Source organism: Burkholderia ubonensis subsp. mesacidophila (assembly GCF_002097715.1).
In the GTDB taxonomy this organism is placed as follows: Bacteria; Pseudomonadota; Gammaproteobacteria; order Burkholderiales; family Burkholderiaceae; genus Burkholderia; species Burkholderia mesacidophila.
The window spans coordinates 2,271,234-2,288,183 of record NZ_CP020737.1; the positions used below are offsets into that span (position 1 = coordinate 2,271,234).

Consider the following 16,950-nt stretch of genomic DNA (forward strand, 5'->3'; position numbering starts at 1 on the left):
CTCAGAAATGCATCTGGTAGGCGATCGTGAACTGGTTGTCGGTATAGGGTGAGTTGCCCGCGCCGAGGAAATTCGGTGTTGCAGTGGGCGTCGCGTGCGCATATCGCCAGGAAAAATCGAGCGAGCCTTTCTCGCCGACCGGGTAGCTATAGCCGATTGCGGCAAACACCGTCCTGGCTCTGGTTCGATAGCTGAAGAAATCGCTGCGGTTGAACGCGTCGTCCCGGACGAAAACCTCTGCGATATCGACATTTGCAAGCGACATCCGTCCTGACGAGACCGTATCGCCGAGATGGTATTCCGCGCTCACATAGAACGAGCCCGTTGCCACGGTCGCGTAATCAAGGTTGAGCCGTACCGCGTTGTCACTGATGTCGAACACGGCGCTTTTCGCGTCGCGCCGATTGTGTGCAATGGATCCGGACAGCGTGATGCGATCCGTCAGCGGCTGCTCTATTGAAGCGCCGAAGGAATAGCGATAGCCCCTGCGCAGATCGGAACCGTACTCCTCTCCAGAGATGCGAGAAAACAGCGCGAGCGTCGGGCTAAAAAAAGACGACGAGTGACGATAGCGGATCTCGCCGTGAAGACCGACAAACAGGCGCGACAATTTCGTATAGGTGCGCACGGCGTCGCCCCCGGCAAAGCCATTCAGCATGATTTGCCACGAGCCGCTCAACGGAAGGAGAAAGACCTTGCTTGCGGTTGCACCGAGCGACTGGCTCGATAGCTTGTCTTCGGCAACGCGCGCGCGCGACACGTTATCGTCGTAGGTCAGGCCTGCGTTCACGGCGAGTCCAAGCGGCTGCCCGGAAGTGTCAGCGCGTTCCGGCAGTGAGGAACGCGAGTCGGACGTAGCGGCATTCGCTGCCGGCGCCGTCTGCGCGTCGGCAATCTGCCCGGTGTTCGTTTCCGGTGCGCCACACGCGTCCCGGCTCCCCGATACGCAATCCGCGGCGGTGCTGGTGGCGCCATCGTCAGCCGCCCCGGACCCGAGTCCTTGTGCATGCGCAGCGCTACTGACCGCAATTGCACCGAGAATCGCGCCGAGCATTGCGCCAAACGCCGTCCTGGAGTACCCAAGCACACAAGACGATCGCCGAACCGGGCAATTCGACGGGGCAACACTCCGAGAAATTCTCATGGCGCTCCCCGGGCGAATTGCCTTCGCTTGGGTTAGACAGCAGTACGGCCTGTGGCGGAAAGCGCCGAGGGCTTCAAGGACGCATGGGCTTCAACCTGCCGTGTCGAGACCCCGAGGCGACCGCATCTGCTCTTGCGTTGAAACCCATTTTGCGTGCTCCTGGGATATCAGCCCTTCGATGCGATCCGCCAGCGTCGCCAATCGGTCTTCGGCGCCCGCATACGGACCCGCCGACGCGAGATAGGTGTATTTTTCGTGCTTCAAGGATTCGCACGTCGAGCGGTAGGTAATCCAGTTGTGCTGATATTGATTGAGTTGCTGGACACCTTCCAGGATCAACACGCACAGACCGAGTGTCGCGTTCACCTTCTGCCACTGTTCGACAGAGAGGATGGCGAGCAGCGGGATCACCGCGGCGGTAACCATCTGGAGCAGTTTCAGCAATTTGTAGTGTCGCTGTGCCGAAAGGCTTTTATGGTCATACCATTTGATCTGATCTTCCAGACGGTCAAGCGTCACGGTCCGCTCGTCGCTCATTCGCGCGCTCCGTTTATTGTGTTGATCCCGGAACTTGATCAGTACTCCGTCGGGTCCCGGCGACAGGTCATACGCACGAAGAATTCAGCGGGTATGGCTCCCGCCGGCACGACACGCAAACGCGTCACACGGTGACGTCAGTCGCTTTCGCTATCAGAGCATGCTGGTCATCATTTCGCCGGTCGGTCGCGGTGTACCGAATGCGGAATGCAAGTTGCAATTTCATTTGTCTAATTGGATCGACGATCGGATTCTTCGTTGTAGTAAGGCTAGTAACTCCAATCGGCCGATACAGCTAGCATTTTCCCGAGCGTCCAGCCAGTTTCCTTAGGCATCGATTTTGCCGGCATATTTTTTCAATGCGCTGACACATTGCTGACCAATGAGCGCGGATTCGATTCATGTTGGTGCAATGAAACGACATGCTATCGATGCGTTGCTGCAAGCGAAAAGGCAAATTGAAAGGGCTGAGTTCCGTGCAATACGGAACTCAGCCCTTGGGAGCCTGGCCTTCAACCGTCCAACTGTGCCGTGGTTTTCAAAGAAAAAACCAGCGCACCCGGAACGAGTTGGGAGCCGTCTAGATCATTCCCACTCGATCGTCGCCGGCGGCTTCCCGGAGATGTCGTACACGACCCGGTTGATCCCGCGCACTTCGTTGATGATCCGGTTCGACGCGCGGCCGAGCAGCGCGTACGGCAGGTGCGCCCAGTGCGCGGTCATGAAGTCGGTCGTCTGCACCGCGCGCAGCGACGTCACGTAGTCGTACGTGCGGCCGTCGCCCATCACGCCGACCGACTTCACCGGCAGGAACACCGCGAACGCCTGGCTAGTGAGGTCGTACCAGCTCTTGCCGATATCGGCTTCGCCGCACAGGCCCGCCGCCGCATCCTGCGCGGTCGCGGTCGTGTTGCGCAACTCCTCGATGAAGATCGCATCCGCGCGGCGCAGCAGGTCCGCATACTCGCGCTTCACTTCGCCGAGAATCCGCACGCCGAGGCCCGGGCCCGGGAACGGATGGCGGTACACCATCTCCGGCGGCAGGCCGAGCGCGACGCCCAGTTCGCGCACTTCGTCCTTGAACAGGTCGCGCAGCGGCTCGAGCAGCTTCAGGCCGAGCGTTTCCGGCAGGCCGCCGACGTTGTGGTGGCTCTTGATCGTCGTCGCCTTCTTCGTCTTCGTGCCGCCCGATTCGACCACGTCCGGATAGATCGTGCCCTGCGCGAGCCACTTCGCCTTCGACAGCTTCTTCGCCTCGGCCTGGAACACCTCGACGAACTCGCGGCCGATGATCTTGCGCTTGGCTTCCGGATCGGTCACGCCGGCCAGGTGGCCGAGGAACTGCTCCGACGCGTCGACGTGAACGACCTTCGCATGCAGGCGGCCCTCGAACATGTCGAGCACCATCTGGCCTTCGTTCAGGCGCAGGAGGCCGTGGTCGACGAACACGCAGGTCAGCTGGTCGCCGATCGCGCGATGGATCAGCGCAGCGGCGACGCTCGAATCGACGCCGCCCGACAGGCCGAGAATCACTTCCTCGTCACCGACCTGCTCGCGGATCTTCGCGACGGCTTCCTCGATGTGGTTGCGCATGATCCAGTCCGGCTTCGCGCCGGCGATCTGCAGCACGAAGCGTTCGATGATCTGGCGGCCCTTCACGGTGTGCGTGACTTCCGGGTGGAACTGCACCGCGTAGTAGCCGCGCGCCTCGTCGGCCATGCCGGCGATCGGGCAGCTCGGCGTCGACGCCATCAGCGCGAAGCCCGGCGGCAGCTCGGCAACCTTGTCGCCGTGGCTCATCCAGACCTTCAGCATGCCGTGGCCTTCGGCCGTCGTGAAATCCTCGATGCCGTCGAGCAGGCGCGTATGGCCGTGCGCGCGCATTTCCGCGTAGCCGAATTCGCGATGGTCGCTCCACTCGACCTTGCCGCCGAGCTGCACAGCCATCGTCTGCATGCCGTAGCAGATGCCGAGCACCGGCACGCCGAGATCCCACACGGCCTGCGGCGCGCGCAGCTGATGGTCTTCGTACGTGCTCGCGTGGCTGCCCGACAGGATCACGGCCTTCGGCGCGAACTCGCGGACGAAGTCGTCGGACACGTCGTTCGGATGGATTTCGCAGTAGACGTGCGCTTCGCGCACGCGCCGCGCGATCAATTGGGTGACTTGCGAACCGAAGTCGAGAATCAGGATTTTGTCGTGCATGGCTGCGGACGGGATGAAGAACAAACGGATAAGAAAAGCAGCGCATCGCGCGCTGCGTCAAAAGCATGGACGGCGGCGTCGGGCGGAACGGGCGCGCGACGCACGGCGATCATTCCTGCATCGGCGGGCGCTCGTCCAGCGCGACGTCGCCTGACGCCTTGCCGGGCGCGGCAGGCGCGCTGGACGGTGCAGACGCCGCTGCGGCGGGCGTTGCCGCCGGCGCCGCCGGACGGGCGACGACCGGCTCGACCCGCTGCGGCGAACCCGCCGCCGGCTCGGCCGATCGCTGCGCCACACGGCCTTCGAGCGTCTGCGCCCGCTCGCGCCGCCGCACGGCCGAAGCCAGCCGCACGCCGCCGAGACCGAGCACGAACAGCACGGCGCCGACCGCCGCGGACAGCAGCTGGCCGGCCGCCGCCAGCGCCGGACCGTGCGAGCCGATCGCCCACACGATCGTCAGCACGCCGGTCAGCCAGTTCACGTGGCCGACCGTGCGCGCGACAGGCGCCGTCAGGTCGCCGTTGACCGCCGCATGCGCCGCGAGCCACGCAAGGCCGAGCAACGCGATGCCGAACGCCTGGCCAAGCATCGCCGGCTCGACGTTCGCAAGCTGCAGCGCGTTGAACAGCGCGTGCCACGGCGTCAGCACGAACAGCACGCCGAACGCCAGCAGCAGCACGGCATCGACGACCAGCACGGCTCGCAGCAGCGGTTTCATCGGCTTTAGTCCACGTGGTAGTTCGGCGCTTCCTTCGTGATCTGCACGTCGTGCACGTGCGACTCGCGCATGCCCGCCGCGGTGATCTGGACGAACTCGGCCTTCTCGTGCAGCTCGGCGATCGTCTTGCAGCCGCAGTAGCCCATGCTCGCGCGCACGCCGCCGATCAGCTGGAAGATGATGGCGTTGACCGAGCCCTTGTACGCGACGCGGCCTTCGATGCCTTCCGGCACGAGCTTGTCGATGTTCGCGGAGTTGTCCTGGAAGTAGCGGTCCGCCGCGCCGTCCTTCATCGCGCCGACGGAGCCCATGCCGCGGTACGACTTGTACTGGCGGCCCTGGTACAGGAACACGTCGCCCGGCGCTTCTTCGGTGCCGGCGAACATGCTGCCCATCATCACCGCGTTCGCGCCGGCGGCAAGCGCCTTCGACACGTCGCCCGAGAAGCGGATGCCGCCGTCGGCGATGCACGGCACGCCGGTGCCGCGCAGCGCTTCCGACACGTTCGCGATCGCGCTGATCTGCGGCACGCCGACGCCCGCGACGATCCGCGTCGTGCAGATCGAGCCGGGGCCGATGCCGACCTTCACCGCGTCCGCGCCGTACTCGACCAGCGCCTTCGCGGCCGCGGCCGTTGCGATGTTGCCGCCGATCACCTCGACGTGCGGGAAGTTCTGCTTGACCCAGCGCACACGCTCCAGCACGCCCTTGCTGTGACCGTGCGCGGTATCGACGACGATCACGTCGACGCCCGCCTGCACCAGCAGCTCGACGCGCTCTTCGTTGTCCGGACCGACGCCGACCGCCGCGCCTGCACGCAGCTTGCCGTGCTCGTCCTTGCACGCGTCCGGGTGCTCGGTCTGCTTGGTGATGTCCTTGACGGTCATCAGGCCGCGCAGCTCGAATGCGTCGTTGACGACCAGCACGCGCTCGAGGCGGTGGCTGTGCATCAGCGCCTTCGCTTCGGCGAGCGGCGTGCCTTCCTTGACCGTCACGAGGCGCTCGCGCGGCGTCATGATCGACTTGACCGGCTCGTCGAGGCGGGATTCGAAGCGCAGGTCGCGGTTCGTGACGATGCCGACGAGCTGCGGGCCCTCGACGACCGGGAAGCCCGAAATGCCATGCTGGCGCGACAGCGCGATCACGTCGCGCACCTTCATCTGCGGCGGCACCGTGATCGGGTCGCGGACGACGCCGGACTCGAAACGCTTGACCTTCGCGACTTCGCGGGCCTGCTCGGCGGGCGTGAGGTTCTTGTGAACGATGCCGACGCCGCCTTGCTGCGCCATCGCGATCGCGAGGCGACCTTCAGTGACCGTGTCCATCGCGGCGGACACGAGCGGCATGTTCAGGGAGATGTTGCGGGTCAGCTGGGTTTTGAGGCTGGTGTCGCGCGGCAGAACGTCGGAGAAGGCCGGGACGAGGAGCACGTCATCGAAAGTGAGTGCTTTTTGGATCAGACGCATGGCAAATCCTATGGGCGCAAAATCGAATTATACGCGATGTGCGGCTGAATTTCACAACACGAACAATGGCTTAGCCGTTTTCAGGCGGTTGGGGCCCCGAATCGTTCGGATCGCCGTTCGAGTCGTTTTCGATCCGGTTTCGTTTTGGGTGCCGGCGCGTCCGCTCGCGCGGACCTTCACGCCAGCCCGGCCGCATGTGCGATCAGCCACGCGCCCGCCCCGACGGCCGCGCCGCCGCCGACCCGCGCCGCGCGAGCGCCGTGCGGCGCGACACGTTCGGCGGTGATGGCGGCCGCCACCGCGGTCATCACGCGCAGGTCCATGATGCCGGCCGCGAGCGCGATCGCCATCAGGTTTGCGCAGCACGCGCCGCAACGGCAACCGGCGCGCAGGCCGTCCCGCCACGCGCTGCCTGCGCTCGCGGGCAGCGACGCGGCATGCGCCGCCCCACCCCGGCAACAGGCGAGCCGGCGCGCCTTCCACGCAGTGAACTGCAGTGCGCCCGCGAGCAGGACCACGACGCCCGCCAGAACGGGAAACGCTCGCGCCACGCCGGGCAGCCGCGCCGCAAGGCCGGCCAGCGCGACACCGGCCGGATAGACGAATACGCCGAGCGCGCCCCATGCCGCGAAATAGCCGGCGCCGGCGAGCACGGTCAGCCATCCCGCGCGCGCGACGCCGGCCGCGCCGAGCGCCTGCCGGTAACGCCACAGGGTCGGCGCGAGCGAAGGCAGCATCATCGCCACCGTCATCGCGCCCCACATGCCGAGAAACGATGCCGTAGCGCCCGGCCACGTCTGTCCGCACGCCCGGCTCCACGCCATCGACACCGTCCAGCCGCCCGCCATCGGCACGCCGCCCATCGCCGCCATCGACGCCCCCTGCGCGATCGTCGCCGCCACGCCGACGGCGAACAGCGCGGCCAGCGCGCCGACGAACGCCCGCCGGGAAGCTCGCCCGCCCGCCACGGAAGGCGGCGAGGCGGCCGCCTCGCATCGACGGCCGCACCCGAATCCCGGCTCAGCGCTGGCCGTATTCGTCATGGCGGCGCCACCAGACGCCCTGCTCGTTGCGCCCTTTCGGCGCGCGGTCGAGCCACTGGTACATGCCCCACAGGCCGTCGAGCCCGCGCGCGTAGGTCGAATAAGTGTGATAGACCGCGCCGTCCTCGAGCACGAACGCGCTCATCCCGGGCCGGTCGAGCGAAAACGTGGCGGCATCGGTGCCGCAGGTGGCCGCGAACCGGGCGACGGGCTCCGGCGGCGGCGTCAGGTCCATCGCGTGGCCGGCGCGCCGGTAGTTGTATTCGAGGTCGCCCGTGCGCTGCTGCGCGTCGGTGAACGACACGTTGAAATCGAAGTTGAAGTCGCTGTCGACCGAGGACGCCCACGGGAATGTCCACCCCATCCGCCGCTTGTACGCGTGCAGCTTCGCGAGCGGCGCCCGCGACACCGCCATCAGCGTCACGTCGTGGTTCGCCAGATGGACGACGAAGCCGTCGAAGCCGTCCGCGATCGACGAGCACGACGGGCACCCGGCCTTGTAGTCGGGCCCGAACATGAAGTGATAGACGAGCAGTTGCGAGCGCCCGGCGAACAGGTCTTCAAGCGTCGCGGGGCCGTCGTCGGTGTCGAACCGGTAGGCCTTGTCGACGCGCACCCACGGCAGCGCCTGACGCCGCCGCGCCAGCTCGTCGCCCTGCCGCGTCAGCGCCTTCTCGGCGTCGAGCAGCGCGAGCCGCGCCGCCAGCCATTCGTCGCGCGTTCCGGTGAGATGTGTGGCCATCGTGGGGCCCTCCTTTCGGTGTCCTGCATCGCATGGCCCGCGGCCGGCACGGCGTGCCGCGCGGGGGGTGTGGTGCTAGATTAGTGCCGGGCCACGAACGGCGGGAGTGACAAGTGTGTCGGGATTCGAATGGATTCGCTGATTACGGCCGCGGCCCGCGCGCTCGCCGCGGGTGACCCGCTCGGCGCGCTGAACCGGGTCGCGCTGCGCGACGACGCGCCCGCGCTCGCGCTGCGCGGCATCGCGATGGCGCAGCTCGGCGACTTCGAGCGCGCGAAGGCGCTGGTGCGCAGCGCGGCGCGCGCGTTCGGCCCGAAGGAGGTCGTGGCCCGCGCGCGCTGCGTCGTCGCGGAAGCCGAGATCGCGCTCGCGTCGCGCGAGCTCGGCTGGCCGACCCGCGCGCTCGACGCCGCGCGCGCCACGCTCGACGCGCACGGCGATCGCGTCAATGCCGCGCACGCACGCCACCTCGAAGTGCGCCGGCTGCTGCTGATCGGGCGCCTCGACGACGCCGAGCGCGCGCTCGCCGGCCTCGATCCGGCGCCGCTGCCGGCGGCGTCGCGCGCGGCCCACGAGCTCGTCGCCGCGGGCATCGCGATGCGGCGCGTCCGGCCCGGCGCCGCGCGCGCGGCGCTCGCCCGCGCACGCCAGGCCGCGCAGGACGCCGGGATTGCCGCGCTGACGGCCGAGATCGACTGCGCGCGCGGCATCCTCGACGCGCCGGCCGCCCGCCGAATCGCGCGCGGCGCCGCGCGGCTCCTGCTGCTCGACGAAGTGGAAGCGCTGCTGGCGTCGGACGCCGTGGTCGTGGATGCGTGCCGCCATGTCGTGCGCGACACGCGCACGGCGATCCCGCTCACGCGGCGGCCGGTGCTGTTCGCGCTGGCGCGTGCGCTCGGCGAGGCGTGGCCGGCGGACGTGCCGAGAGACGCGCTCGTCGCCCACGCGTTTCGCGCGCGGCACGCGGACGAATCGCATCGCGCGCGCCTGCGCGTCGAGATCGGCCGGCTGCGCGCGATGCTCCGGCCGCTCGCGAACGTGACCGCGACCGCGCGCGGCTTCGCGCTCGAGCCGCACGGCGCGCGCGAGGTCGTCGTGCTCGCGCGCCCGGTCGACGAGAAGCATGCGGCGGTGCTCGCCCTCCTCGCCGACGGCGAAGCGTGGTCGAGCTCCGCGCTGGCCCTCGCGCTCGGCGCGAGCCAGCGCACCGTGCAGCGCGCGCTCGACACGCTCGCGGCGGCCGGAAAGGTGCAGACCTTCGGCCGCGGGCGGGCGCGCCGCTGGACGACGCCGTCCGTGCCGGGATTCGCGACGACCTTGTTACTCCCCGCGCCGCTGCCGGGCGACTAGGATGGCGTTACCGAACGACGAGGACGAGGACGGCGACATGAAACGATCCGCGGCAGACATCATCCGTGAATACGGCCCCTTTCCGGGCGTCGACGGCGTGCACGGCGTCACGTTCGACGGCCGGCAGGTCTGGTTCGCGTCCGGCGACCGGCTGAACGCGCTCGATCCGGACAGCGGCGAGACGCTGCGCGCGCTCGACGTCGCCGCGCATGCGGGCACGGCCTTCGACGGCCGGCACCTGTTCCAGATCGTCGAGAACCGCATCGAGAAGATCGATCCGCAGACCGGCCGCGTGCTCGCGACGATCCCCGCGCCCGGCGGCGGCGCCGATTCGGGCCTCGCGTGGGCCGAAGGGACGCTGTGGGTCGGCCAGTATCGCGAGCGGAAGATTCATCAGATCGATCCGCAGACCGGCGTGGTGCTGCGCACGATCGAGTCCAACCGCTTCGTCACCGGCGTGACCTGGGTCGACGGCGAGCTGTGGCACGGCACCTGGGAAGGCGACGCCAGCGAGCTGCGGCGGGTCGATCCGCAATCGGGGCAGGTGCTCGAACGGCTCGAGATGCCGCCGGGCGCCGGCGTGTCGGGGCTCGAATCCGACGGCGGCGACCGCTTCTTCTGCGGCGGCGGCAACAGCGGGACGATCCGCGTCGTACGCCGCCCCGCACACGGCACAACCGCGCCGGCCGATTCGACGGATCACTAGGTCCTGTTCACGCTAATAACGGGCTTGCGAACGTGCCTTGCCGGTCGGAGTGCAAGGAGGAAGGAGCGCCGTTTGGCCGAGCCAAACAAGCGACGCGCGACGCAGCAATACGGCCGGCAAGGCACGTTCCCCTGATCGTGGAAATTCATTCTTGGGGCTGGCCGCCAGAAGGGCCCGTTATTAGCGTGAACAGGCCCTAGCCGAAATCCGCCTCCGATCACCCGGGTGCGATTCGCCAACGCCGCACCGCGCCCCGCGGAGTGCAGGAATGAACAAGACGACGCCCCGCCGACACCGTTAAGATGCGCGCTCGTCAGTGATTCAGTCGGAGAAGTCGATGCAGCGCGGTGTGGTGTACGGAGTGTTGGCGGGCGCCCTGTGGGGCATGGTGTTCCTGGTCCCGCGGCTGTTGACCGACTTCTCGCCGCTGCTGCTGAGCGCCGGCCGCTACGCGATGTACGGCCTCGTGTCGCTCGCGGCCGCGCTGCCGGTCGCGCGCTCGCTGCTCGCGCGCCTGACCCGCGAGGATTTCATCGCGCTCGCGAAGCTCGCGCTGGTCGGCAATGTCGCCTACTACATGCTGCTGTCCGGCGCGGTGCACCTGATCGGCATCGCGCCCAGCTCGCTGATCGTCGGCGTGCTGCCCGTGACCGTCACGCTCGCCGGTCTCGGCGACCGCGGCGCGGTGCCGCTCAGGCGGCTGGCCGGCCCGCTCGCGCTCGTCGTCGCGGGCATCGCGTGCATCAACGTCGACCTGTTCACGTCCGAAGCCGCGCACGCGACGACGCTCGCGCAGAAACTCGCCGGCATCGCGTGCGCGGCGGGTGCGCTCGCGAGCTGGACCTGGTATGCGGTCGCGAATGCCCGCTACCTGCAGCGGCATCATCATTTCAGCGGCAACGAGTGGTCGGTGCTGTGGGGCGTCGTGACGGGCCTGATCGGCGGGCTGTGCTGGCTCGGCATCCTCGCGGCGCCCGCCGGCACGCTGCAGGCGGCGCTGCCTGCGTCGCGCTGGCAGCTGTTCTGGCTGCTGAACCTCGGTCTCGCGATCGGTGCCTCGTGGCTCGGCAACGGGCTGTGGAACGCCGCGTCGAAGCGCCTGCCGCTGACGCTGTCGGGCCAGCTGATCGTGTTCGAGACCGTGTTCGCGCTGCTGTACGCGTTCGTCTTCGACCACCGGCTGCCGCGCGTGCTCGAGATCGCGGCGCTCGTGCTGCTGCTCGCGGGCGTCTACGGCTCGGTGCGCCGGCACAGCGATACCCACACGAAGGACGACCCGCTGAATGCGAACCTCACCGCGCACTGAGCGCGGCGGGGTTTGATCGGACGAATCGGATAAATCAGCGCCGGATCGCGCGAATCAGCGCGAATCCTTGTGTTGCCACTTGCGGCCCTCGACGGAGCCTTCGCGGCGCGATTTCTCGACGCGGCGCTGGCGCGCGACCTTCGGATCGACGATCAGCGGACGGTAGATCTCGACGCGGTCGTGGTCGGCGAGCGGCGTGTCGAGCGGCGCGAGCTTGCCGAACACGCCGGTTTTCGCGTGTTCGAGATCGATTTCCGGATGCAGCGCGAGCACGCCGCTCGCGACGATCGCCGCGCGGACGGTCGCGCCGTCCGGCAACGTGACCGGAATCAGCGTCTGGCGCTCCGGCAGCGCGTAGCAGACTTCGATCGACAGCATCGCGTCACCCCTTCCCGTAGCGCTGGTCGGCGCGCTTCACGAACGAATCGACGAACGTGTTCGCGATGTGGCTGAACACCGGCCCGATGATCTTCTCGAGCAGGATGTTCGAGAACTCGTAATGCAGCGAGAATTCGATCTTGCACGCATCGGCGCGCAGCGCCGTGAAGCGCCATGAGCCCGTGAATTTCTTGAACGGGCCGTCCGCGAACTCCATGTCGATGCGCGTCGGGCGCTGCTGCGTGTTGCGGGTCGCGAAATGCTGCTTGATGCCCTTGAAGTTGATGTCGATGCGCGCCTCCATCCCGTTCTCGTCCTGGCGGCGGATCTCGATGCCGCCGCACCAGGGCAGGAAATTGGGGTAATCGGCAACGTCGGTGACGAGGTCGAACATCTGTTCCGCCGAATGGCGGATCAATACGGTTTTCTGGACATCTGCCATAAATCACGCGGCATCGCAAAGGTGGGAAAGCAAGCCGGGCGATTCCCGCCCTGCTTTGCTAAAATCGTGATTTTAAACGAGTTGGCCCGATCCTTTCATGAGCATCATCGACAACAGGAAAGCGCACTTCGATTACCACATCGAGGAACGCTACGAGGCGGGGCTCGTGCTCGAGGGCTGGGAAGTCAAGGCGCTGCGCGCCGGGCGCGGCCAGATCAAGGAAGGCTACGTGGTCGTGAAGAACGCCGAGATCTTCCTGATCGGCACGCACATCAGCCCGCTGCCCGAGGCCTCGACGCACATCAAGCCCGACCCGCTGCGCACCCGCAAGCTGCTGCTGCACGCCGAGGAGATCAAGAAACTGATCGGCAAGGTCGAGCAGCGCGGCTACACGCTCGTGCCGCTGAACTTCCACTACAAGGGCGGCCGCGTGAAGTGCGACATCGGCCTTGCGAAAGGCAAGAAGCTGCACGACAAGCGCGAAACCGAGAAGAAGCGCGACTGGGAGCGCGAGAAGGCGCGCATCATGCGCGCCGGCACCTGACGCGCAAGCCGTTCCCCCGCATGCAAAGGCCCGCTCGAAGCGGGCCTTTGTCCTGTGGCGCAGCGTGAAGAGCCGGCGAGCGGCTTGGCGCGCACTTCGCCGCGCGGCAATCCGCCGCACGCCCGGCGCACGACATAAGCCGCGGCAAAACCGCCGCGGCGACGCCGCTCAGGCCTTGCCGGCCGGCGTGCCGGCTCCGGCCGGCCCCGCGCGCTTGACGATCGACAGCGCCGACGCGATCGCGGTGCCGAGATCCGACAGGTTCGAGGGCACGATCAGCGTATTGCCCTGCTTCGCGAGATTCGAGAACGCGCCGACGTACTGCTCGGCGACCTTCAGGTTCACCGCATCCATCCCGCCCTGCGACTGGATCGCGTTCGCGATCTTCTGGATCGCCTGCGCGTTCGCCTCGGCGACCGCGAGAATCGCCGCCGCCTCGCCCTGCGCCTGGTTGATCGCTGCCTGCCGCTCGCCCTCGGACTTCTGGATCGCGGCTTCGCGCGCGCCGGACGCGAGGTTGATCTGCTCCTGCTTGCGGCCTTCCGACGCGGCGATCAGCGCGCGCTTCTCGCGCTCCGCGGTGATCTGCGCCTGCATCGCGTGCAGGATTTCCTTCGGCGGCGTGAGGTCCTTGATCTCGTAGCGCAGCACCTTCACGCCCCAGTTCGCCGCGGCCTGGTCCAGCGCCGACACGATGTTGTGGTTGATGAAATCGCGCTCCTCGAAGGTCTTGTCGAGCTCGAGCTTGCCGACCACCGAACGCAGCGTCGTCTGCGCGAGCTGCGTGATCGCGAGCACGAAGTTGCTCGCCCCGTACGACGCCTTCATCGGATCGGTCACCTGGAAGTACAGCACGCCGTCGACCTGCAACTGCGTGTTGTCGCGCGTGATGCAGACCTGGCTCGGCACGTCGAGCGGGATTTCCTTCAGCACGTGCCGGTACGCGATGCGGTCGACGAACGGCAGCACGATGTTCAAGCCCGGCGACAACGTCGCGTGATAGCGCCCGAAGCGTTCGAGCACCCACGCATGCTGCTGCGGCACGATCTTCACCGTCTTCGACACGATCACGACGGCAATGACGAGCAGGACGACCCAGATGGTCAGCGAGTCCATGAAGCGTTCCCTCCTTGTTGTCAGCGGACGATCAGCCCGCGGGTTTCGCTATGACGACGAGACAGTTGCCGCGCACGGCGTGCACCTGGTAAAGGCGCGCGTCGTCGCGCTCGCCTTCGGCCAGCTCGACATCCCACTCGGCGCCCCGGTACTGGACGCGCGCGCGGCGGTCGCGCCACGCGTCGACCGTGAGGGTCGCGCCGATGTCGAGATTGATGTCCGGATTGGACGACGCGTCGCGCTTCTGCCTGCGCCCCAGCCCCGAACGGCGCAGCGCGACCATCGCGCCGATCGCGACCACCGCGGCCGCCCCGAACTGCACGTGCGGCGCGACGCCAGCCACCTGCAGCAGGCCGCCCGCGAGGAACCCGAGCGCGATCATCAACAGATTGAACGTGCCCGTCAGCAGTTCGCCGACGACCAGCACGCCCACCCCGATCCACCAGAACAGATGCCCCGACATCATGTGGTCTCCTACAAACGAAAACACCCCGGTGCTTACCGGGGTGTTTATAGCATGAAGCTTGCGTTTTGCCTCCAACCGGCAGGCGAACGCACCGCCCGCCTGCCGGAGGACCGCCGCCGATCTTACTTGCGGTTGGCGAGCGCCTGCCACGTATCGATGATCGTGTCCGGGTTCAGCGAGATCGACACGATGCCTTCGTCGGTCAGCCACTGCGCGAAGTCCGGGTGATCGGACGGGCCCTGGCCGCAGATGCCGACGTACTTGCCCATCTTGCGGCAGGTGTCGATAGCGCGCTTCAGCAGGAACTTGACCGCCGGGTCGCGCTCGTCGAAGTCGGCTGCGAGCAGCTCCATGCCCGAGTCGCGATCGAGGCCGAGCGTGAGCTGCGTAAGGTCGTTCGAGCCGATCGAGAAGCCGTCGAAGTGCTGCAGGAACTCTTCGGCGAGGATCGCGTTCGTCGGCACTTCGCACATCATGATGAGACGCAGGTCGTTCTCGCCGCGCTTCAGGCCGAACTTCGCGAGCAGGTTGACGACGCGCTCCGCCTGCTTCACGGTCCGCACGAACGGCACCATGATCTCGACGTTGGAGAGACCCATCTCGTCACGCACGCGCTTGAGCGCGAGGCACTCCATCTCGAACGCCTGCGCGAAGTCGTCGGCGATGTAGCGCGACGCGCCGCGGAAGCCCAGCATCGGGTTTTCCTCGTCCGGCTCGTAGCGCGAACCGCCGATCAGCTTCTTGTACTCGTTCGACTTGAAGTCGGACATCCGCACGATCACGGGCTTCGGATAGAACGCCGCGGCGATCGTCGCGATGCCTTCCGTCAGCTTGTCGACGTAGAACGCACGCGGCGACGCGTGGCCGCGCGCGACGCTCTCGACCGCCTTCTTCAGGTCCTGGTCGATGTTCGGGTACTCGAGGATCGCCTTCGGGTGCACGCCGATGTTGTTGTTGATGATGAACTCGAGGCGCGCGAGGCCGACGCCGGCGTTCGGCAGCTGCGAGAAATCGAACGCGAGCTGCGGGTTGCCGACGTTCATCATGATCTTCACCGGGATTTCCGGCAGTTCGCCGCGCTGCACTTCGGTGACTTCCGTCTCGAGCAGCCCGTCGTAGATCTTGCCTTCGTCGCCTTCCGCGCACGACACCGTGACGAGCGCGCCGTCCTTCAGCACGTCCGTCGCGTCGCCGCAGCCGACGACTGCCGGCACGCCGAGCTCACGCGCGATGATCGCCGCGTGGCAGGTACGGCCGCCGCGGTTCGTGACGATCGCGGCGGCGCGCTTCATCACCGGCTCCCAGTTCGGGTCGGTCATGTCGGCGACCAGCACGTCGCCCGGCTGCACGCGTTCCATTTCCGACGGGTCCTGGATCACGCGCACGGGGCCCGCGCCGATCTTCTGGCCGATCGCGCGGCCCGTCGCCAGCACCTGCGACTGGCCCTTCAGCTTGAAGCGCTGCTCGGCCTTGCCGCTCGCCTGGCTCTTCACCGTTTCCGGGCGCGCCTGCAGGATGAAGATCTTGCCGTCGCGGCCGTCCTTGCCCCACTCGATGTCCATCGGACGCTGGTAGTGCTTCTCGATGATCACCGCGTACTTCGCCAGCTCGATCACGTCGGCATCGGTGATCGAGTAGCGGTTGCGCTGCTCGTGCGGCACGTCGACCGTCTTCACGCGGCCCGGCTCGCCCGGCTGCGTGAACTCCATCTTGATCAGCTTCGAGCCGATCGAGCGGCGGATGATCGGGTACTTGTCCTGCGCCAGCGTGGTCTTGAACACATAGAACTCGTCCGGGTTCACCGCGCCCTGCACGACGGTTTCGCCTAGGCCGTAGCTCGACGTGATGAACACGGCGTCCTTGAAGCCCGATTCGGTGTCGATCGTGAACATCACGCCGGCCGCGCCGACGTCCGAGCGCACCATGCGCTGCACGCCGGCCGACAGCGCGACCTCGGCGTGCGTGAAGCCCTTGTGGACGCGGTACGAGATCGCGCGGTCGTTGTAGAGCGACGCGAACACATGCTTCATGCGGTCGAGCACGTCCTCGATGCCGACGACGTTCAGGTACGACTCCTGCTGGCCCGCGAACGACGCGTCAGGCAGGTCTTCCGCGGTCGCGGACGAACGCACGGCGAACGACAGCTCTTCCGGCGAGCTGGCCTTCAGGATCTCGAACTGGGCACGGATTTCCTGTGCCAGGCGCGCCTGCATCGGTGCTTCGACGATCCACTTGCGGATCTCGGCGCCGGCTTCGGCGAGCGCCTTCACGTCGTCGATGTCGAGCGACTCGAGACGCTTGGCGATGCGGTCGGTGAGGTCGTTGTGCTTGAGGAAATCACGGAAAGCGAGCGCGGTCGTGGCGAAACCGGTGGGTACGCGAACGCCTGCTTCGGAAAGCTGGCTGATCATCTCGCCGAGCGACGCATTCTTGCCGCCGACGATCTCCACATCGGTCATCCGCAACTGCTCGAACGGAATTACATACGCCTGGTCCTTTGCGACGTTTGCTGCGTTAGTCATACAAGCCCCTAAGTGTGAAAAAAATGCTCGATCGCGCAAGTGGGCTTGAACGCGGGCGCTTGCAAAAAGGCGCGGCGCGTCTTGTGCAACCTGTTAGATAAACAATCGCCGAGCCCGTAAATCTTCCGACCCGATTTACAAAAATCCCGGCAGAAGGGCGAAATTTTCAGTCATATCGCCGAACTTGCCGGGAATTTTGAATCGCTTGCGGCAAGCGCGCTGTGCGCGTCGCGCACGGCCCCCGCAATTGCTTATCCAACAGGTT

16 protein-coding genes are annotated in these 16,950 nt (G+C 66.9%); 4 read left to right on the forward strand and 12 right to left on the reverse strand.

Annotation, left to right across the window (positions count from 1 at the left end; all coding sequences use genetic code 11):
- Position 1: 1 nt before the first annotated feature.
- The 7 genes from B7P44_RS10635 to B7P44_RS10665 form a co-directional block, all read right to left on the reverse strand.
- Complete coding sequence (locus B7P44_RS10635; protein ID WP_133118133.1) at positions 2 to 1,054, reverse strand: hypothetical protein; 1,053 nt, start codon at positions 1,052 to 1,054, stop codon at positions 2 to 4.
- A gap of 180 nt (positions 1,055 to 1,234) precedes the next feature.
- Positions 1,235 to 1,681, reverse strand: coding sequence for a DUF4231 domain-containing protein (locus tag B7P44_RS10640; protein WP_084903716.1), 447 nt, complete (start codon positions 1,679 to 1,681; stop codon positions 1,235 to 1,237).
- Between the two features lie 585 nt (positions 1,682 to 2,266).
- On the reverse strand, positions 2,267 to 3,886 hold the full coding sequence (guaA, locus tag B7P44_RS10645; RefSeq protein WP_084903719.1) for a glutamine-hydrolyzing GMP synthase: 1,620 nt from the start codon (positions 3,884 to 3,886) through the stop codon (positions 2,267 to 2,269).
- 109 nt (positions 3,887 to 3,995) lie between these two features.
- Positions 3,996 to 4,604, reverse strand: a complete 609-nt coding sequence (locus B7P44_RS10650) for a hypothetical protein (protein ID WP_084903721.1) — start codon at positions 4,602 to 4,604, stop codon at positions 3,996 to 3,998.
- 5 nt (positions 4,605 to 4,609) lie between these two features.
- On the reverse strand, positions 4,610 to 6,070 hold the full coding sequence (guaB, locus tag B7P44_RS10655; RefSeq protein ID WP_084903724.1) for an IMP dehydrogenase: 1,461 nt from the start codon (positions 6,068 to 6,070) through the stop codon (positions 4,610 to 4,612).
- Between the two features lie 176 nt (positions 6,071 to 6,246).
- Complete coding sequence (locus B7P44_RS10660) at positions 6,247 to 7,113, reverse strand: DUF2182 domain-containing protein (protein ID WP_084903725.1); 867 nt, start codon at positions 7,111 to 7,113, stop codon at positions 6,247 to 6,249.
- Positions 7,091 to 7,855, reverse strand: a complete 765-nt coding sequence (locus B7P44_RS10665) for a DUF899 domain-containing protein (protein WP_084903728.1) — start codon at positions 7,853 to 7,855, stop codon at positions 7,091 to 7,093. Before B7P44_RS10665 ends, B7P44_RS10660 begins: the two co-directional genes overlap by 23 nt.
- Positions 7,856 to 7,984: 129 nt before the next feature.
- Here B7P44_RS10665 and B7P44_RS10670 point away from each other — a divergent pair, with 129 nt between their 5' ends.
- The 3 genes from B7P44_RS10670 to B7P44_RS10680 all read left to right on the forward strand — a co-directional run bounded on the left by B7P44_RS10670 (position 7,985) and on the right by B7P44_RS10680 (position 11,217).
- Positions 7,985 to 9,205, forward strand: a complete 1,221-nt coding sequence (locus tag B7P44_RS10670) for a helix-turn-helix domain-containing protein (protein WP_084903730.1) — start codon at positions 7,985 to 7,987, stop codon at positions 9,203 to 9,205.
- Between the two features lie 37 nt (positions 9,206 to 9,242).
- Positions 9,243 to 9,911: a Vgb family protein gene (locus tag B7P44_RS10675; RefSeq protein WP_084906586.1), complete on the forward strand. Its 669-nt coding sequence runs from the start codon at positions 9,243 to 9,245 to the stop codon at positions 9,909 to 9,911.
- 337 nt (positions 9,912 to 10,248) lie between these two features.
- Positions 10,249 to 11,217, forward strand: a complete 969-nt coding sequence (locus B7P44_RS10680; protein ID WP_084903732.1) for a DMT family transporter — start codon at positions 10,249 to 10,251, stop codon at positions 11,215 to 11,217.
- 54 nt (positions 11,218 to 11,271) lie between these two features.
- On the opposite strand, the gene B7P44_RS10685 is transcribed toward B7P44_RS10680, so the two are convergent.
- Both B7P44_RS10685 and B7P44_RS10690 read right to left on the reverse strand, forming a co-directional pair.
- Entirely contained in the window at positions 11,272 to 11,595 is a 324-nt protein-coding gene (locus tag B7P44_RS10685; RefSeq protein WP_084903734.1) for an RnfH family protein, read from the reverse strand.
- A gap of 4 nt (positions 11,596 to 11,599) precedes the next feature.
- Positions 11,600 to 12,037 (reverse strand): type II toxin-antitoxin system RatA family toxin, encoded by a 438-nt coding sequence (locus B7P44_RS10690; RefSeq protein WP_010092083.1) that lies wholly within the window; start codon positions 12,035 to 12,037, stop codon positions 11,600 to 11,602.
- A gap of 97 nt (positions 12,038 to 12,134) precedes the next feature.
- Between B7P44_RS10690 and smpB the strand changes: the two genes are divergently transcribed.
- On the forward strand, positions 12,135 to 12,581 hold the full coding sequence (gene smpB / locus B7P44_RS10695; RefSeq protein ID WP_084903736.1) for an SsrA-binding protein SmpB: 447 nt from the start codon (positions 12,135 to 12,137) through the stop codon (positions 12,579 to 12,581).
- 168 nt (positions 12,582 to 12,749) lie between these two features.
- Here smpB and B7P44_RS10700 read toward each other — a convergent pair whose 3' ends face one another.
- The 3 genes from B7P44_RS10700 to ppsA all read right to left on the reverse strand — a co-directional run bounded on the left by B7P44_RS10700 (position 12,750) and on the right by ppsA (position 16,685).
- Complete coding sequence (locus B7P44_RS10700; protein ID WP_084903739.1) at positions 12,750 to 13,697, reverse strand: SPFH domain-containing protein; 948 nt, start codon at positions 13,695 to 13,697, stop codon at positions 12,750 to 12,752.
- Positions 13,698 to 13,728: 31 nt separating this feature from the next.
- A complete protein-coding gene (locus tag B7P44_RS10705) occupies positions 13,729 to 14,163 on the reverse strand; it encodes an NfeD family protein (protein WP_084903741.1) in 435 nt (144 codons plus the stop codon).
- 122 nt (positions 14,164 to 14,285) lie between these two features.
- Positions 14,286 to 16,685, reverse strand: a complete 2,400-nt coding sequence (ppsA, locus tag B7P44_RS10710) for a phosphoenolpyruvate synthase (protein ID WP_084903744.1) — start codon at positions 16,683 to 16,685, stop codon at positions 14,286 to 14,288.
- Positions 16,686 to 16,950: the final 265 nt, after the last annotated feature.

Excerpts from the sequence above, each read along its gene's own strand:
- smpB (WP_084903736.1), top strand. The coding sequence starts at position 12,135 with ATGAGCATCATCGACAACAGGAAAGCGCACTTCGATTACCACATCGAG.
- guaB (WP_084903724.1), bottom strand. The coding sequence starts at position 6,070 with ATGCGTCTGATCCAAAAAGCACTCACTTTCGATGACGTGCTCCTCGTC.
- B7P44_RS10660 (WP_084903725.1), bottom strand. The coding sequence starts at position 7,113 with ATGACGAATACGGCCAGCGCTGAGCCGGGATTCGGGTGCGGCCGTCGA.
- B7P44_RS10635 (WP_133118133.1), bottom strand. The coding sequence starts at position 1,054 with ATGCTCGGCGCGATTCTCGGTGCAATTGCGGTCAGTAGCGCTGCGCAT.
- guaA (WP_084903719.1), bottom strand. The coding sequence starts at position 3,886 with ATGCACGACAAAATCCTGATTCTCGACTTCGGTTCGCAAGTCACCCAA.
- B7P44_RS10640 (WP_084903716.1), bottom strand. The coding sequence starts at position 1,681 with ATGAGCGACGAGCGGACCGTGACGCTTGACCGTCTGGAAGATCAGATC.
- B7P44_RS10675 (WP_084906586.1), top strand. The coding sequence starts at position 9,243 with ATGAAACGATCCGCGGCAGACATCATCCGTGAATACGGCCCCTTTCCG.
- B7P44_RS10680 (WP_084903732.1), top strand. The coding sequence starts at position 10,249 with ATGCAGCGCGGTGTGGTGTACGGAGTGTTGGCGGGCGCCCTGTGGGGC.
- B7P44_RS10665 (WP_084903728.1), bottom strand. The coding sequence starts at position 7,855 with ATGGCCACACATCTCACCGGAACGCGCGACGAATGGCTGGCGGCGCGG.
- B7P44_RS10685 (WP_084903734.1), bottom strand. The coding sequence starts at position 11,595 with ATGCTGTCGATCGAAGTCTGCTACGCGCTGCCGGAGCGCCAGACGCTG.
- B7P44_RS10670 (WP_084903730.1), top strand. The coding sequence starts at position 7,985 with ATGGATTCGCTGATTACGGCCGCGGCCCGCGCGCTCGCCGCGGGTGAC.
- B7P44_RS10650 (WP_084903721.1), bottom strand. The coding sequence starts at position 4,604 with ATGAAACCGCTGCTGCGAGCCGTGCTGGTCGTCGATGCCGTGCTGCTG.
- B7P44_RS10690 (WP_010092083.1), bottom strand. The coding sequence starts at position 12,037 with ATGGCAGATGTCCAGAAAACCGTATTGATCCGCCATTCGGCGGAACAG.
- ppsA (WP_084903744.1), bottom strand. The coding sequence starts at position 16,685 with ATGACTAACGCAGCAAACGTCGCAAAGGACCAGGCGTATGTAATTCCG.
- B7P44_RS10705 (WP_084903741.1), bottom strand. The coding sequence starts at position 14,163 with ATGATGTCGGGGCATCTGTTCTGGTGGATCGGGGTGGGCGTGCTGGTC.
- B7P44_RS10700 (WP_084903739.1), bottom strand. The coding sequence starts at position 13,697 with ATGGACTCGCTGACCATCTGGGTCGTCCTGCTCGTCATTGCCGTCGTG.